Below are 15,424 nucleotides of genomic sequence, written 5' to 3'. Positions count from 1 at the left end.
GGACCAAAAGAGTCCTCTATTATTATAACACTTTTTATCTCGCAATCAATAGGTCGAGTAAAAAATTTACGTTATTTTTTACACTTCTGGTAATTTTTCCTAAGAAGCTTGCTTCTTCAATATCATCTTTTGCCACTAGGTCAACCTTATAATCCTTACCACCGTAGTTAACATCTACACTTCCTAGAATTTCTCCTTTTTTGATAGGAGCTTTGATATTTTTGTTTAGGTTAATCTTAGTGGCAACATTTATATTGTCTTTAGAAATTATAGTCAAGTCCTCAGCAGGATATACTTCCACATAGCCTTGCTTGGCTGAAGCTTCTTCTATGCTTTCTACACTCCTATTTTTGTCAAGAACTTTCTCACATGAATAAAACCTAGATACATAATAAATAAGATCCTTCATGGCACTATCTCTAGTGTCTTTTTGGTCCGCTCCTAGGACAACTCCCAAACACCTAAACTCATCATTGCCATCAAGCTCTTTCATATCCACACTTGATATCAAGCAGTATCCAGCCTTTTCTGTAGTTCCAGTCTTTAGACCATCCACTCCCTTTATTTCATCTTTTAGAGGAATTGTTGAGGATTTCTTTATGCCCTTACCTGGAATATTTACCTCATCCATTGAAGAATATTTCAAAATATCTGGGTATTTTTTTATAAGCTCTCTTGCTAGGTTGAAAAGATCCTTAGCTGATGATTGGTTTTCCTTATCATCTTTAGTATCAATTCCACTTGCATTATAATATTTTTGACTTTTAAGACCTAATTCTTTAGCTTTTTCATTCATTTTCTTGGCAAAGGCTTCTTCAGAGCCAGCCACTGTTTTTGCTAAAAGATAGGCACAATCATTTCCACTTACTGCTATCAATCCTTGGAGGAGTTCTTCTACACTATAGGATTCTCCTTCCTTTAAGCCAAGGGCTGAGTATTCCCAGCTTGTTAGCTCCTCAGTCCTCTTATCTGCCTTTACGCTTGTATCAAGCTTTATTTTTCCTTCTTCTATAGCATCTCTTACCAAATAAAAGGTCATAAGCTTAGTTAGGGAGGCAATAGCTCTTGGTTGATCAGAATTTTTCTCGCAATATATATCTCCTGTTTCTTCATTACCTATAACATAGGAGGAAACATTCTCATCAAGTCCGACTATTTTACCCTCTCCCTTGGAAAAGGACATACTGGTAAATAGAAATACTGCCATACTTAGGAGAGCCGCCACCCTCATCTTTATTTTTTTCATATTAACCTACCTTAAAAAAGATTCAAGCCTTCTGTAATTGTCCCTCAAAAGCTTAAGGGTCTTTACATCTGCTTCTTTGTTATAGGAATATCCCAATTTCTCTGCTTCTTCCATGCCTACTTTTCTGAATAAGCCACAGGCTTTAAATAGGCAATTGTAAATATCCATAAGCTCATTAGTCGCAAAGGTTAGCTCCAAATCTTCCCTGTAATCCTTACTTAGGGTGTGGATTAGGGCTGACCCATCCTTACCCATATTTCTTAGCCCATAAAATTTATTTATGAGGTGGAAATCTAGCATTTTAATAAGCTCTTTTCTTACATCCTCCATCTTGATTGAGGCAGCTATTGGATCTTTTTGGTTTATATAAAGGGAAACTTCTATAGCATTTGCAAAGAAATTATCGACACAAGTTTTAAACTCATATTCTTTTGCTAGAGGGTACTTAAAATCTTTATTTACCTCGAGGACTTCTTCTTTAGGGTTATTGTAAATAAATTCAATGTCAGAAGCTAAAGTTTTCATAAAATCTTTGGCTAAATCTTTGGCTATTATAGTTTCAGAAATTTTCATATTGTCCTTTTTATAGGCTTGAATTATTGTGTAAGCTTGACTGTTTTTCTCGTATTCAAACCTATCTTTAGCTCTAGTTACTAGAATTATATCATCAAATAAGGTCTTTAGGTCTTTTTCAAGCTTACCAATTATAACTTCATCAACAACTAGGTATAAGTCAGTAAATTCTTCGTTAGTATTTGATTTTATACAAAAAATTGAAACTATGGATTCCTCATCTCTGCCATAGTCGATAAATCTCTTTTTTATATCATCTCTCATCTTTCGTCCAGCTTTCTATAAAATTTTTCAAAAATTTTGCCGTAAGCCCCCAAATAACAGGGTTTGTATCATAAAAATACATATCGTGGTAGCCTGTAGTAAACTCATAATCTCTTCCCCTAGGAATCTTGTCAAAGGGAAAATCTTTTGGAAAATCCATCTTGTAAGGTGCCCTATATCTTATCGGTGGCTTATCCACAAAATATGAAACTTTTACGGCAAAAATCGATTCTACTTCTTCATTATACTTTATATCTTCAATTTTTTTCTTAATTCTTCCATAAAAACTTTTGATGTGTCTAAAAGAAGAATTAAGAATCATTGATGAATATCCTAAATACTCTATGTCTTCATTGGCTAGGAGAAGTTCTTCCATAGTTTCTCTTAGGGCAGCATCTTTGAAGCCCTCGCCTTCTTCTAGCCTACCTCCAGGGAAAGAAACTTCGCCAGGCTGGGCAATATTTTGGCTTCTCACCTCAAAAAGAATATGATCTTCTCCATCTATCTCTATAAGTGGGATAAATACTGCATAGGATTTTAACTTAGCATAAAATTCATCATCAACCAATAAGCTTTTCATATTTTACTCCTACATAAAATGATATTAAATTCATTTACTAAAGTCAAATAATGTTTTATTGGTAGGATATCGGGTATAAAACTTAGTAAACGAAGAATCAAGGGAGGAAGTATGCTAAAAGAATTTAAAAATTTTATAGCCCGTGGAAATGTCTTAGATATGGCTATAGGTATTATCATGGGTTCAGCTTTTACAGCTATTGTAAAAAGTATGGTTGATGATATCCTAATGCCAATCATCTCTGGTCTTACAGCAGGTATTGATTATGAAGATGTTGTCGTAAACGTTGCAGGGGCAAGCCTTAAGGTAGGCAATTTTATTAACTCAGTAATATCATTTATAATTATCGCCTTTGTAATGTTTATGATAGTTAAGGCAATCAATTCTCTTCACAAGGAAGATGTGAAGGAAGAAACCGAAAAAGAATGTCCTTACTGCAAAAGCTCTATTCCTATAAAGGCTAGCAGGTGTCCACATTGTACATCAAAACTTGGTGATTACCACAACGAAAATGAATAATAGCTAAAATAAAATCCCTACCTATTGGTTAGCAAAGATTAGTCTTTATCGCCAATAAGTAGGGATTTTTATTTTCCTTATCTCTTCTTTTCTTTTATATAATCGCATGATGAGCATTTTATTTCATCTGTCGACCTGTTTTTCTTGTGAATTAGCAGAGAACCACATTCTGGGCATTTTTCACCAGTTGGTGGATCCCAGAGCGCGAAGTCGCATTTAGGGAAATTGTCGCACCCGTAGAATCTCTTCCCTCTCTTGCTTACTTTTTCTATTATAGTTCCTTCTTTACATTTTGGACACTCTACACCCGTTGATTTTACGATTGATTTCGTAAAATCACAGGCAGGAAAACCAGTACATCCAATGAATTTACCATTTCTTCCGTGTTTAATAGCAAGTGGTTTACCGCACTTAGGACATTTATCTTCAAGAACTTCATCTTTTACCTTGTAGTCCTTATCGTCTTCCTTAACGCCTTTCATATCTTTTTCAAAATCCTTGTAGAAAGACTTTAGAAGTTCCTTCCAGTACCTATCTCCTTCTGCTATATTATCAAGAGCTTCTTCCATCTCAGCCGTAAATTCAACATTAATAACATCATCGAAGTTTTCTTGGAGGAAGGTATTAACAGTTTTTCCAAGGTCTGTTGGGTAGATGCTTCTTCCCTCAAGCTCGACATAGTTTCTCGATATAATCTGATTGATTGTGGCTGAATAGGTTGATGGTCTGCCGATTCCAAACTCTTCCAAAGTTTTAACTAGGGAAGCTTCGGTGTACCTAGCTGGAGGATTGGTAAAGTGCTGGTCTTTGTCAATCTTTTCAGCAGATATTACATCCCCTTCTTTAAGTTCTGGTAGGATGTTTTCATTCTCATTAGCACTTCCAAGTTTATTGTAACCATCAAAAATCGTAATTTTTCCATTTGTTTTGAATATCAAATCATTATTATTAAAGAGAATTTGAGTTGACAAGTATTCATAATCAGCCATCTGGCTTTGCACAACTCTTTCCCATATCATCTTGTATAGCTTATATTGTTGATCCGTTAGGTATTGTTTTAGTTCTATAGGATTTCTCTTGATTGATGTTGGTCTTATGGCTTCGTGAGCGTCTTGACTGCCTTTTTTCTTACCCTCATAAGTGTTACCTTTGCCAGCATATTCTCTTCCATACTTATCTTTGATGAAGGCAAGGGTTTCGTTTACTATATCTTTGGAAATCCTGTTAGCATCTGTTCTCATGTAGGTAATAAGTCCAACACTTCCATCTCCTACATCTATACCTTCAAAGAGTTGTTGGGCTAATTGCATGGTGTATTTTGTAGAATAGCCAAGCCTATTTGATGCATCTTGTTGGAGAGTTGAGGTTGTGTATGGCTTTTGAGGTTTTCTCCTCTTTTTTGTTTTTGTTATTTTAACAACCTCAAACCTGTCCTTATCGATTTTACCAAGAACCTTATCAGCTCCACTTTCCTTAGAAACCTTCATCTTTTTATCATTTGTTCCATAAAATTCCGATTCAAATTTCAACTTGTCAACCTTATGGTGAGCAGTAATCGTCCAGTATTCTTCTGGTATGAAGTCATCAATCTCCTTTTGCCTATCGACAATTAGTTTGAGAGCTACAGATTGAACACGTCCTGCTGAAAGTCCAGACTTGACTCTCTTCCACAAGATAGGACTTATCTCGTAGCCCACAATCCTATCCATAACTCGCCTAGCCTGTTGGGCATCTACCAGATTTTGGTCAATGGTTCTTGGATTTTTGATGGCATTTTTGACATTTTCCTTGGTTATTTCATGAAATTCAACTCTATTTTTATCCTTAGGGTTAAGACCAAGGAGAAATTGCAAGTGCCAGCTAATAGCCTCTCCTTCCCTATCAGGGTCGGTTGCTAGAAAAACTTTTTCTGCCTTATCACTTTCTTTTTTTAGTTCATTTATAGTTTTTGCTCGTCCCCTCACCTTTATGTATTCTGGTTCAAAGTCATTTTCTATATCTACTCCAAATTTGCTTTTCGGAAGGTCTCTCAAGTGGCCGATTGTTGCCATAACCTTGTAATTCCTTCCAAGCATTTTAGATATTGACTTTGCCTTGGTTGGAGATTCTACTATTACTAAGTTCTTTGCCAAATACTCACTCCTTTATAATAAATTCGTTATTTCCAATGTTTTCTATATAATCCTTTAGTTCAAGCGAGGTAAGCAGATAATTTATAATATTAATATCCATACCAAGCTTTTGACTTAGCTCATCCGCACTTGTACTAGGTGATGTCTCAATGTATCTTACCACTTGGGCTTCGTCCTTATCAAGTTTTGAGTAGTCTAATATATTTTTTTGTTTTGATACATCAACCAAATAAGAAAGTTCTTCTATTATATCATCTGCCGATAAAATAAGCTTCGCACCTTCTTGAATCATTTTATTAGTTCCCTTAGAATAGATGGAATTGATATTGCCAGGAACCGCAAAAACTTCCCTGCCTTGATCTAAGGCACACCTTACTGTAATCATAGTTCCAGATTTTTCCTTAGCTTCTATAACTACAGTCCCTAGAGAAATTCCAGATATTATCCTATTTCTTCTGGGAAAATTATAGGCTATAGGATCAGTTCCTAAGGGAAATTCTGATAAAATAAGGCCATTTTCTTCTACTTTCCTATAAAGGTCCTTGTTTTGTTTGGGATAAATTTTATCAATCCCACATCCAATTACCCCAATAGTCCTTTTGCCCACATCAAGGCTAGCCTTATGGCTTATAGCATCTATCCCATAGGCAAGGCCTGAAACACTAGTAATTCCTGCTAAGGATACTTTCTCACTCAAGGTCTTAGCTGCCCATTTGCCATAGGCTGTGCACTTTCTTGAACCAACAAAGGCAAGGGACTTCTTGTCAGATTCATAGTCAAGACTCCCCTTGTAATATAAAAGGGCAGGTCTATCATCAATGAAAGTCAGATTCTCAGGATAAGCATCATCCAAAAAACTTATGTATTTGTAATTATACTTCTGAACCCTCTCCAAGTAGTAAGAGAAGTTCTCCAGAGATTCTTTATTAAAAATCTTATCGAAGTTCGCATCACTTAAAAAATCATAAAAGATCCTATCTCTTTCAAAAAAATCCGCAAACCCTGTCTTATCATAAAGGTCTAGGATTAATTGGTTTTTTAAGTATATGAAATTTAGGTATAAAATAATTTCATCCTTGGTCATCTTAAAAGGCGTTTTCAATGTAATTAACCTCCCCACTTTCTCTAATCACCTCAGCCACATCAAAACGAATGATAGAATCGGTGAGGTCATTTTCCATAAGATAGGCCTGACTCGCCTTGACAATTTTAGCTTGCTTACTAAAGGTTACTGCCTCACTAGGATTAGCAAAATCCTTGTTTTTTCTGGTCTTTACTTCAACAAAGGCAACAAGCTCCTCATTTCTTGCCACTATATCAATTTCACCAAAAAATTTCCTATAATTTCTTGCAATAATTTCATAACCCTTGGCTCTTAGTAAGTCTGCCACTAGGTTTTCTCCATAATCTCCTACTTGCTTTTTATAGGTCATCAAAAGTCATCTGCCTTTCGTGAAATTTTCTAAGGAAAGTCTGTCTATGAATTGGTGTTTCCCCGTATTTTTCAAGACCTGCATAGTGGTTTTTTGTTCCATATCCCATATTGGTATCAAAGCCATAATTAGGGTAAATTTTAGAAAAATTAATCATAATATCATCTCTCCTAACTTTAGCAAGAATTGAAGCACAAGATATGACATACTCATTCAAATCTCCCTTAACAATATTTAGCTGAGGAAGATCTGTTGCGATTTTTTCTGCATCTATCAAAACAATTTCAGGCCTTATATCTAGCGAATTTAGAGCCTCTTCCATAGCCTTGTGGGTGGCGTTTTTGATATTTATCTTATCAACCATCCTAGGATTAGCATAACCATAGGCGTAAGCTAACGTCTCTTTCAGGATTTTATCCTTGAGGTCAAGCATTTTCTTTCTAGTAAGTTTTTTAGAATCCGTAACTCCCTCTATGTGAGAATCCTTCTTCATAATAACTGCACAAGTTACAACAGGACCTGCAAGAGGTCCTCTGCCAACTTCATCAATTCCAGCAATTAATTCATATTTTTCGTGGATTTCTTTTTTTATATCATCATTATAAATAGAATATCTCATGGTCTTTCCAAGCTAATCTTTCCAAGTTTTCCCGACCTAAAATCATTTAGGATTATATTGGCTGCTCTTGTATAATCAAAATCTCCACCAGCAATTATAGCCCCACGTTTTTTGGCTATTTGCTCATAAATTTCAATAGCAGACTCTTCTGGATCTACCCCGTATCTTTCCCTAAGAGCTTCTGGTTTAATTTCCTTCATCTCCTCAATGAACCTTAAAGTTAGATCCTCTATATTTAAAACCTCATCCTTGATAGCATTGGTAAAAGAAAGGTGGAGGCCGATTTTTTCCTCAAACTTTGGCCATAAAACTCCTGGCGTATCGAGAAGTTGAATGTTTGACCCCGTCTTAATCCATTGTTTAGTTTGGGTGATGCCTGGTCTATTCCCAACCCTTGCTCCCTTTTTCTTAGAAACCTTATTAATAAAGGTAGACTTTCCTGAATTAGGAACGCCAACAATCATCATCCTAATTAGAGGATTATCTATGTTTTTTTCCTCATTTTTCTTAAACTTTTCCCCAAGCAGATTCTTAGCTTCCCTATAAATCTTATCTACTGGGACCTTGTCCTTAGAATTCATAGCTATAGCAGGAATCCCTTCATCCTTAAACTTTTGTATCCATTCTTTATTATAAACAGGGTCTGAGAGATCGGACTTGTTCATAATAATCATCCTAGGCTTATCAGCAATAATCTCATCTAACATGGGATTTCTGGAAGATTTCGGAATCCTTCCATCAATAATTTCAAGAACTATATCCACAAGTTTCAAATTATCTATAATAAGTTCCTTGGTCTTTTTCATATGCCCTGGAAACCAATTTATATTCATTGTCATAGTTTTTTCTCCAATCTACTTTGCCTTAGGCGAAATTTATAACTATCTATATTATACATAAATTATTTAAAAATACATCTCCTACAAGCTCTGCTTAAATTGTAATGCCTTACAGGTTCCAAGATCCATATAAATTATAAAACTAATATCACCTATAAGAGAAATTTTGAAATTGAAACTCTTAAGTTTTAGTTAAAAGTTGATATCCTTTACCATGAATGATTTATAAATAAAGAAGTTTAAAAATGCTCAAACCTATCTATAACGAGGTTTGAGCATTTTCTTTTTCTATATGGACAAAGATTCAGCCTTTCTTTTCATATTAATTACTTTGTCGAACTTATCCAGCTTATCTTGACTCAAATTATGGGCAATTACTATAAGACTTCTCTCATCCTTTAACAGCATATCCAATATCCTATCGACGCTTGTTCTATCAAGGGCAGAAAAAGGTTCATCTAAGATAAGGATGTCGCTATCTTTATAAATAGCCCTTCCTATACTTATTTTCTGCATTTCTCCACCACTTAAATTATCTCTGTTTTCATTAACAACAGTCGATTTATCGAAGGTTTTAATATTTATCCTAGTAATTATCCTGTTATATTTTTCCTCCAAATAAGCACCATTTCCTATAATATTGTTCTTGATAGTATCTTCTACCAAAACATACCTTTGACCCAAAAAAGATACCCTTCTATAAAAAGACCCTTTATCTATATTTTTTATATTTTTCCCATTTATAAATATATCACCTACATGATTTCTTGAAAAATCAAGTATCGAAGAAAGAAGGGTAGATTTCCCAGAGCCATTGTCCCCTGTGATTAGAATTTTATCTCCATAGTTAATTGAAAAACTAACTCTATCACTTATAAGGTTCTGGTCATATTTTCCAGCATAATTATCAACTCTTATTTCTTTTATTGTAGATATTTTTTCCTTACCGCTTAAATTATCGCACTCAGATATAATATCCATAAGTTTTTCCCTAGTTTTCTTAGTCTTTGCAAACTTAGCATAGGTTCTAGAAAACGCATATATAGGTAGAGTTATGGAATCACAAGAAACTACAATCGCTAACAATTCTGCAATGGTTAGCTTATTATGAATTATCAAAGCAACACCCACAATGTATAGGCCAACCTCAATCAGACTAGCCGAAGTTTGATTTATCACTTCCACCATATCTTCAGACAAATTTAACCTAAAAAGTTCTTCATTAGCTTCTGTCGATGATTTCTTAAACTTATTTCTAAACTTATCCTCTAAATTATAAATCTTTATCTCTCTTATATTATCAATACTTTCATTTAATATTTTTATTATTTTTGAAAACTTAGTATTATAGGAAGATTGCTTATCTGCTAAAGTATTCGCAAGTAATTTTTGTATAAAGAAAGTTAGGGTAGAAATACATATCAAATATAATAAAATCTTAGCTGATAAGGAATAGATAACTAGACTTGCTCCCATAAATGATACTATGAAATATACGATTTGAGTCAATCCTTGGATATAATCATTTGAAATCTGATCTATATCATTTGTGAAAATACTAGTTAACTCCGACTTGTCGAAACTTAAACCATCGCTAGATAAAAACCTATTATAGACTCCCTCATTTAGACATTTCTTGCACTCAATCATAAACTTATCTAGGTACTTTTCAGAATATAAATTAAGCAAAAAGTAACCCAACAGGTACAAAAGCCCAGGTACTAACAAATACCAAATAGAAACTCTAGCTCCCATTTCAGGTAAATTAGTATAATAAATTATCAATTTAGAAAAAACTGGTCTACTCAAGGAGAATAATAACAAAAATATAAGGCTTTTGATAAATAATTTTTTATTATTCTTAAAAAGATACGCAAACATTACTACACACCTAAATATCTATAACATTTCGAATCACAACATTTATCATACTTATTATTAACAATCTGTTTTTCGACAAAACATCCCCCATTACAAAATATATTATCCTTACTAAAGAAAATCATCTATATCTCCTAACTCTGGAATTTTAAAAGGACTCTTGAATTTTCTGCAAGAGTCCTTATTTTTTAATAGTTTGTTTTTTCTTTAACTTTAGCTGCCTTACCTTGACGGTCTCTTAGGTAGTTTAGTTTAGCTCTTCTTACCTTACCACGTCTAACAACGTGTAGTTTTTCGATTTTTGGTGAGTTGTAAACGAATGTTCTTTCTACTCCAACACCGTAGCTAATTCTTCTAACTGTGAATGTTTTTGTTACTCCGCCTTCTTTGATGTAGATTACAGTTCCTTCAAAGTCTTGGAGTCTTTCTTTATCTCCTTCTTTGATTCTGTAGCTTAGTCTTACTGTATCACCTACTCCAAAGTCAAAGCCTTCTTCACGTAGGTTTTCTTGTTCAATTTTTTTGATTAAATCCATCTTTGCTCTCCTCTCGTAAGAATTTTTCATATAAGTCTGGTCTTACTCTTTTAGTTTTCTCTATTGCACTTTTCCTATTCCAAGTTGCAATCTTCTTGTGGTCTCCGCTTACAAGCTCGCTTGGTACGAAGTAGCCGTTGAAGTTACGAGGTTTGGTGTATTCATCTTGTTGCAATAAAGTATTGTAATGAGAGTCTGTAGTCAAGGATTCCCTTTTTCCTACAACTCCATCTATAAATCTTGCCATTGAATCTATAAGCACCATGGCTGGGATTTCTCCACCTGTGAGTACATAATCGCCTATAGATATTTCATAGTCGACATAATGGTTGGTAATTCTAGCATCAATCCCTTCGTAATGACCGCAAATTATTATCAGATCTTTGATTTCTGCAAAGTTGATTGCTAATTTCTGATTTAATTTTTTTCCTGCTGCTGACATAAAGCAGACTTTTGATTCTGGTTTCTTTACAGATAGCAAAGCGTCATATATAACTTGAGGCCTGATAAGCATACCGGCTGCCCCACCGTATACTGTATCATCAACATGATTGTGCTTGTTCTTACTGAAATCTCTTATATCTACTAAGTTTATTTCTAGTTTTTTGTTCTCAATTGCTTTTCCTATTACTCCATAAGTCTTTAGAAATTCAAAGCTTTCTGGAAATAGGGTAAGTATGGTAACTCTATTCATAATCGCTTAGGTTATCTACTTCTATTTTTTTATTGTTAATATCAACATTTGTGATTACAGTTTTTAAGGCTGGTAATAATACCTCTTTATTGTCCTTTTTTTCTATGACATAAACATCGTTTGGATAGACTCCACTTATCACATCCTTGACCTTACCCACTATTTGCCCCTTGGAGTAAACATCAAGACCTATGAGCTCATATATGTAGAACTCTCCTTCGGAAAGAACTCCACGATCTTTTTCATCTATGGTAATGTCCTTACCTACAAGCTTGATAGAATCGTTAATATCATTGTATTCAACAAATTTAAGAACTTTTAGTCCCTTCTGGTCGAAGGAATCTTCTATGGTAAGAAGTTCATCTCCTATATAGACTTTCGATCCTTTTTCAAATCGCTTTTCATTATCAGAAAATGACCTTACTTTTACATTTCCTCTAATGCCGTGGGTTGTTATTACCTCTGCTACTGTTATCCTCATATTCTTATGTTGACCTTAACATCTTCTTTGATTGCTGCTGCTCTTGCTATGGTCCTTATGGAATTTATTATATTTCCACGAACTCCAATAACTCTGCCCTTATCTTCTTCTGCTACATGGATTAATAGGTCTACCTCACCATTTTCGCTAGTTTCTTCGATAGATACAGCATCTTTGTTTTCTACTAATTCTTTAACAATTAATTCAACTAGGTTTTTCATCTTATGCTAATACGTTGTTGTCTTTGAAAAGTTTTTCAACTATAGAAGTTGGTTTTGCACCATTTTTGATCCATTGTTTAGCTTTTTCATTATCTACTCTAAATTCTTTTGGATTAGAGATTGGATTGTATGTTCCGATTTCTTCAATGAACTTACCATCTCTTGGAGATCTTGAATCTGCTACTACAACTCTGTAGAATGGTCTTTTCTTTTGTCCCATTCTCTTTAATCTGATTTTTACTGCCATTGTTTCCTCCTATTTAATTTAGGCCCTAAAAGAAAGGCATTCTTGGTAGTTTCCTGCCTCTTTTATTCATCTTCATGCCTGTCATTTTCTTCATCATTTTTTTCAGTTCTTTGAACTGTTTGAGCAATTTGTTAAGCTCCTTAATATCAACACCCGAACCCTTGGCTATACGTTCTTTTCTGCTCTTGCCAATAATTTCAGGTTTTTCCCTTTCTTCCTTGGTCATAGAACTTATGAGAGCTTCAATTCTTACAAAGCCTCTATCATCAACATCAACTCCCTTTAGCATTTTTGAGTTTACTCCAGGAATCATGGCTAGAAGGTCTTCTAGGGGACCCATGTTTCTGATTTGTTGAACTTGTTCCATGAAATCATCCAAGGTGTAGGTCTGCTCACGCATCTTACGCTCTAGTTCCTTAGCATTTTCTAGGGAAAGTTGTTTTTCTGCCTTTTCTATGAGGCTAAGAACATCTCCCATGCCTAGAATCCTATTAGCCATCCTATCCGGATGGAAAGGTTCAAGGTCTTCAAGCTTTTCTCCAACGCCTATAAACTTGATTGGTTTTCCTACAACTTGTCTAATGGAAAGGGCTGCACCACCTCTCGCATCACCATCTAACTTAGTTAGGATTACTCCTGTTAGGTCTAGGTAATCATCGAAGGTTTTGGCAACATTGACTGCCTCTTGTCCTGTCATTGCATCAACAACAAGCAAGATTTCGTCAGGTTTTACTTCTTCCTTGATATTTTTTAGCTCATCCATTAAGTCGGTATCAATTTGTAAACGTCCTGCCGTATCTAGGATTACAACATCATGGTTATTAATCCTTGCATAATCCTTAGCTTCTTTGGCGGTTTTTACTGGGTCTTGCTTGTCCCTATCGAAAACTTCAACTCCAGCATTTTTCCCAACGACTTTTAGTTGCTCAATCGCTGCTGGTCTATAAATATCCAAAGCTACTAGCATTGGATTTCTATTTTCCTTCTTTAATTTAAGTGCAAGCTTTCCAGAATGGGTCGTCTTACCTGACCCTTGGAGTCCTACCATCATCACTATATGAGGAGTTGAGCCTTTAAAGTCGAGTCTAGAATTTTCCTTACCCATTAGAAGAGTAAGTTCTTCATTTACAATCTTGACTACCATCTGCCCTGGAGATAGGGAAGTCATAACATCTTGCCCAAGTGATCTTTCCTTGATTGTCTTAACAAAATCTTTTACGACCTTGTAGTTAACATCTGCTTCTAGTAAAGAGAGTCTAATCTCTCTCATAGCGGCATCTATATCTTTTTCACTTAATTTTCCTTTTCCTGTAAGCCTTCCAAGGGTTTCCTGGAGTCTTTCAGAAAGGCCTTCAAATACCATAGCATCCCTCTCTAAATCTTATCTATTACGTCCGTTATTTCTTTAATTGCCAATTCATAATTTGAACTTTCCATCAGCTCTCTTATACCAATAAGAGAATCTTTCAGTTCCTCGCGGCTTTTCAGTAAAGAAAGCTCATCTTCAAACTCAAATAACTTATCCTCAGACCTTTTAATCATATCTGATATAGCTTGCTTGCTCCTAGAAGAATTATCAGCTATTTCCTGAAGAGATAAGTCCTCGTTATAATAACAATTAATAACATCTCTTTGTTTTTCATTAAGAAGTGCGCCGTATATATCGAATAATTGAGCCACTTTTACTATTTTTTCCATAAAATCACCCGTCAAGTCTTTTACTTGACTTATACATTATACACTCTTATTTTAACCAAGTCAAGAAAAAATATTGACTTCCAACTCGCAAAAAAAGCTAGGATTTCTCCTAGCCTCTCATCTTATGGAAGATTGAAAAATGGACTTAGACCATCTTCTCCATCTCCACTATCGCTACTATCTTCCCTATCCATGTCTTCTTGGTTATCATTGACTTTTGGTTTTGCCTTGTTGTACTCATCAACATTTGATGTATCAATATTAAAGCTTACTTTAAGTTCCATTTTCTTACCCTTTCTATAGACAGTGATAGTTGCCTTATCACCAACAGAGTAATTCAATAGAAGTTTCCTTAAAGTATTCATATCCTTAACTTCTTTTCCATCAACAGCAGTAATCACATCCCCTTCTTCTATCTTACTTTCCTTATCAAAGATAGAAACTACATAAACTCCCTTATCAGTTCCGAGATTTTCAGTATTGAAATTAGGAATTTGTTTCATGTAATCTATTGATTGACCTGTAATTCCAAGATAGACAGAATTAAATTTACCTGTCTTTCTTACCTTTTCTATAACAGGCTTTACAGTATTGATTGGGATAGCAAAGCCAATTCCGTCGCTATTACCAGCCTTGGCTGTATTAATTCCTATTAGCTCTCCTCTTGAGTTTAGTAAAGCTCCGCCAGAATTTCCTGAGTTTATAGCTGCATCCGTTTGCATTAGCCCATCCATTGTAACACCAGTGTTAAACTTAACAGACCTATTTAGACCTGAAATAATACCACTAGTTACAGTTGATTGAAGTTCAAAACCCAGAGGATTTCCAATAGCAACAGCCCTATCGCCTATACCAACCTTATCACTATCACCAAGCTCAATGGCTGGAAGATTTTTCTTGTTCACCTTAATAATAGCAAGGTCAAGCGACGCATCATTCCAAACAAGCTCTGCCTCCGAAGTCTTTCCGTCCGAGAACAAAACATTTATCTGAGTTACATTTCCATTACTAACAACATGAGAATTTGTTACAATATAACCATCCTCAGTAACAATAGAACCAGAGCCTATTCCTTCAACATAGCCTTGTTGTTGGCCAAAAAAAGACCTCTTGGTAACTTGGGAAATTGTATTAATCCCAACCACAGAATCAATTGACTTCTTGACTACAACAGATTCCATTGAAGCATCATCCTTAATATTTATATCCTTAGATGAAGATTTTTTATCACTCTTCTCCTCAATTTGCTTAGGGTTATTATCAAGGCCTTGTTGCTTATTCTCATTGGCTAATCCTCCACCTAAAAGAAAATAGACGACAAAACCTCCAATAACAGCTCCAAGCAAGGCAGAAATAAAACTAAAAAATCCATTCGACTTATTTTTTCTCATTAAAGTCTACCTCCTATTTAACCTATCATACAAGATATTTGTGGTAATACTTTGTTTTTGTAATTAAATT

18 protein-coding genes are annotated in these 15,424 nt (G+C 34.8%); 1 reads left to right on the top strand and 17 read right to left on the bottom strand.

From position 1 onward, the window contains the following. Positions 1-34: 34 nt before the first annotated feature. Genes Q0W95_RS02085 through Q0W95_RS02075 form a run of 3 tightly spaced genes read right to left on the bottom strand, consistent with a single transcriptional unit; the run spans position 35 to position 2,663 of the window. Positions 35-1,246: a D-alanyl-D-alanine carboxypeptidase family protein gene (locus Q0W95_RS02085; RefSeq protein ID WP_297789372.1), complete on the bottom strand. Its 1,212-nt coding sequence runs from the start codon at positions 1,244-1,246 to the stop codon at positions 35-37. 6 nt (positions 1,247-1,252) lie between these two features. Then, positions 1,253-2,083 carry an aminoglycoside 6-adenylyltransferase gene (locus Q0W95_RS02080; RefSeq protein WP_297789369.1) on the bottom strand — a complete coding sequence of 277 codons (831 nt, stop codon included), beginning with the start codon at positions 2,081-2,083 and terminating at the stop codon, positions 1,253-1,255. After that, the gene (locus Q0W95_RS02075; RefSeq protein WP_297789366.1) at positions 2,073-2,663 is read right to left on the bottom strand and encodes a CoA pyrophosphatase; all 591 of its coding nucleotides are present in this window, start codon (positions 2,661-2,663) and stop codon (positions 2,073-2,075) included. The genes Q0W95_RS02080 and Q0W95_RS02075 overlap by 11 nt, the downstream gene beginning before the upstream one ends. A 111-nt stretch (positions 2,664-2,774) precedes the next feature. Here Q0W95_RS02075 and mscL point away from each other — a divergent pair, with 111 nt between their 5' ends. Continuing rightward, complete coding sequence (gene mscL, locus Q0W95_RS02070; protein WP_297789363.1) at positions 2,775-3,182, top strand: large conductance mechanosensitive channel protein MscL; 408 nt, start codon at positions 2,775-2,777, stop codon at positions 3,180-3,182. Between the two features lie 77 nt (positions 3,183-3,259). On the opposite strand, the gene topA is transcribed toward mscL, so the two are convergent. The 14 genes from topA to Q0W95_RS02000 form a co-directional block, all read right to left on the bottom strand. Beyond that, positions 3,260-5,314, bottom strand: coding sequence for a type I DNA topoisomerase (topA, locus tag Q0W95_RS02065; RefSeq protein ID WP_297789360.1), 2,055 nt, complete (start codon positions 5,312-5,314; stop codon positions 3,260-3,262). Positions 5,315-5,318: 4 nt separating this feature from the next. Continuing rightward, positions 5,319-6,398 (bottom strand): DNA-processing protein DprA, encoded by a 1,080-nt coding sequence (dprA, locus tag Q0W95_RS02060; RefSeq protein WP_297789445.1) that lies wholly within the window; start codon positions 6,396-6,398, stop codon positions 5,319-5,321. A 1-nt stretch (position 6,399) separates the two neighbouring features. After that, the gene (locus tag Q0W95_RS02055; RefSeq protein WP_297789357.1) at positions 6,400-6,747 is read right to left on the bottom strand and encodes a YraN family protein; all 348 of its coding nucleotides are present in this window, start codon (positions 6,745-6,747) and stop codon (positions 6,400-6,402) included. Continuing rightward, positions 6,737-7,366, bottom strand: coding sequence for a ribonuclease HII (locus Q0W95_RS02050; RefSeq protein WP_297789354.1), 630 nt, complete (start codon positions 7,364-7,366; stop codon positions 6,737-6,739). Before Q0W95_RS02050 ends, Q0W95_RS02055 begins: the two co-directional genes overlap by 11 nt. Then, a complete protein-coding gene (gene ylqF / locus Q0W95_RS02045) occupies positions 7,363-8,199 on the bottom strand; it encodes a ribosome biogenesis GTPase YlqF (protein WP_297789442.1) in 837 nt (278 codons plus the stop codon). Before ylqF ends, Q0W95_RS02050 begins: the two co-directional genes overlap by 4 nt. Positions 8,200-8,493: 294 nt before the next feature. Continuing rightward, a complete protein-coding gene (locus Q0W95_RS02040; RefSeq protein ID WP_297789351.1) occupies positions 8,494-10,086 on the bottom strand; it encodes an ABC transporter ATP-binding protein in 1,593 nt (530 codons plus the stop codon). 188 nt (positions 10,087-10,274) lie between these two features. Further along, entirely contained in the window at positions 10,275-10,622 is a 348-nt protein-coding gene (gene rplS / locus Q0W95_RS02035) for a 50S ribosomal protein L19 (RefSeq protein WP_297789349.1), read from the bottom strand. Next, on the bottom strand, positions 10,600-11,316 hold the full coding sequence (trmD, locus tag Q0W95_RS02030) for a tRNA (guanosine(37)-N1)-methyltransferase TrmD (RefSeq protein WP_297789346.1): 717 nt from the start codon (positions 11,314-11,316) through the stop codon (positions 10,600-10,602). The genes rplS and trmD overlap by 23 nt, the downstream gene beginning before the upstream one ends. Further along, complete coding sequence (gene rimM / locus Q0W95_RS02025) at positions 11,309-11,797, bottom strand: ribosome maturation factor RimM (RefSeq protein WP_297789342.1); 489 nt, start codon at positions 11,795-11,797, stop codon at positions 11,309-11,311. The genes trmD and rimM overlap by 8 nt, the downstream gene beginning before the upstream one ends. Further along, positions 11,794-12,018, bottom strand: coding sequence for a KH domain-containing protein (locus Q0W95_RS02020; protein ID WP_297789339.1), 225 nt, complete (start codon positions 12,016-12,018; stop codon positions 11,794-11,796). The genes rimM and Q0W95_RS02020 overlap by 4 nt, the downstream gene beginning before the upstream one ends. 1 nt (position 12,019) lies before the next feature. Beyond that, positions 12,020-12,265 (bottom strand): 30S ribosomal protein S16, encoded by a 246-nt coding sequence (gene rpsP / locus Q0W95_RS02015; RefSeq protein ID WP_297789336.1) that lies wholly within the window; start codon positions 12,263-12,265, stop codon positions 12,020-12,022. Between the two features lie 25 nt (positions 12,266-12,290). Next, positions 12,291-13,628, bottom strand: a complete 1,338-nt coding sequence (gene ffh / locus Q0W95_RS02010) for a signal recognition particle protein (protein WP_297789333.1) — start codon at positions 13,626-13,628, stop codon at positions 12,291-12,293. Between the two features lie 11 nt (positions 13,629-13,639). Continuing rightward, positions 13,640-13,963: a YlxM family DNA-binding protein gene (gene ylxM / locus Q0W95_RS02005; RefSeq protein WP_297789330.1), complete on the bottom strand. Its 324-nt coding sequence runs from the start codon at positions 13,961-13,963 to the stop codon at positions 13,640-13,642. A gap of 122 nt (positions 13,964-14,085) precedes the next feature. Next, entirely contained in the window at positions 14,086-15,354 is a 1,269-nt protein-coding gene (locus Q0W95_RS02000) for a trypsin-like peptidase domain-containing protein (RefSeq protein WP_297789327.1), read from the bottom strand. Positions 15,355-15,424 lie beyond the last annotated feature (70 nt).

It is taken from the genome of uncultured Anaerococcus sp., assembly GCF_947253225.1.
Classification (GTDB): Bacteria; Bacillota; Clostridia; order Tissierellales; family Peptoniphilaceae; genus Anaerococcus.
The sequence above is the reverse complement of the archived record's forward strand: the minus strand, read 5'-3'. Positions and strand labels throughout refer to the sequence as shown.

Coding starts and splice junctions, on each gene's coding strand:
- rimM (WP_297789342.1), bottom strand. CDS start 11,797: ATGAGGATAACAGTAGCAGAGGTAATAACAACCCACGGCATTAGAGGA.
- rpsP (WP_297789336.1), bottom strand. CDS start 12,265: ATGGCAGTAAAAATCAGATTAAAGAGAATGGGACAAAAGAAAAGACCA.
- dprA (WP_297789445.1), bottom strand. CDS start 6,398: ATGACCAAGGATGAAATTATTTTATACCTAAATTTCATATACTTAAAA.
- mscL (WP_297789363.1), top strand. CDS start 2,775: ATGCTAAAAGAATTTAAAAATTTTATAGCCCGTGGAAATGTCTTAGAT.
- Q0W95_RS02085 (WP_297789372.1), bottom strand. CDS start 1,246: ATGAAAAAAATAAAGATGAGGGTGGCGGCTCTCCTAAGTATGGCAGTA.
- rplS (WP_297789349.1), bottom strand. CDS start 10,622: ATGGATTTAATCAAAAAAATTGAACAAGAAAACCTACGTGAAGAAGGC.
- Q0W95_RS02020 (WP_297789339.1), bottom strand. CDS start 12,018: ATGAAAAACCTAGTTGAATTAATTGTTAAAGAATTAGTAGAAAACAAA.
- Q0W95_RS02075 (WP_297789366.1), bottom strand. CDS start 2,663: ATGAAAAGCTTATTGGTTGATGATGAATTTTATGCTAAGTTAAAATCC.
- Q0W95_RS02080 (WP_297789369.1), bottom strand. CDS start 2,083: ATGAGAGATGATATAAAAAAGAGATTTATCGACTATGGCAGAGATGAG.
- Q0W95_RS02050 (WP_297789354.1), bottom strand. CDS start 7,366: ATGAGATATTCTATTTATAATGATGATATAAAAAAAGAAATCCACGAA.
- Q0W95_RS02040 (WP_297789351.1), bottom strand. CDS start 10,086: ATGTTTGCGTATCTTTTTAAGAATAATAAAAAATTATTTATCAAAAGC.
- ylxM (WP_297789330.1), bottom strand. CDS start 13,963: ATGGAAAAAATAGTAAAAGTGGCTCAATTATTCGATATATACGGCGCA.
- Q0W95_RS02055 (WP_297789357.1), bottom strand. CDS start 6,747: ATGACCTATAAAAAGCAAGTAGGAGATTATGGAGAAAACCTAGTGGCA.
- ffh (WP_297789333.1), bottom strand. CDS start 13,628: ATGGTATTTGAAGGCCTTTCTGAAAGACTCCAGGAAACCCTTGGAAGG.
- ylqF (WP_297789442.1), bottom strand. CDS start 8,199: ATGAATATAAATTGGTTTCCAGGGCATATGAAAAAGACCAAGGAACTT.
- trmD (WP_297789346.1), bottom strand. CDS start 11,316: ATGAATAGAGTTACCATACTTACCCTATTTCCAGAAAGCTTTGAATTT.
- Q0W95_RS02000 (WP_297789327.1), bottom strand. CDS start 15,354: ATGAGAAAAAATAAGTCGAATGGATTTTTTAGTTTTATTTCTGCCTTG.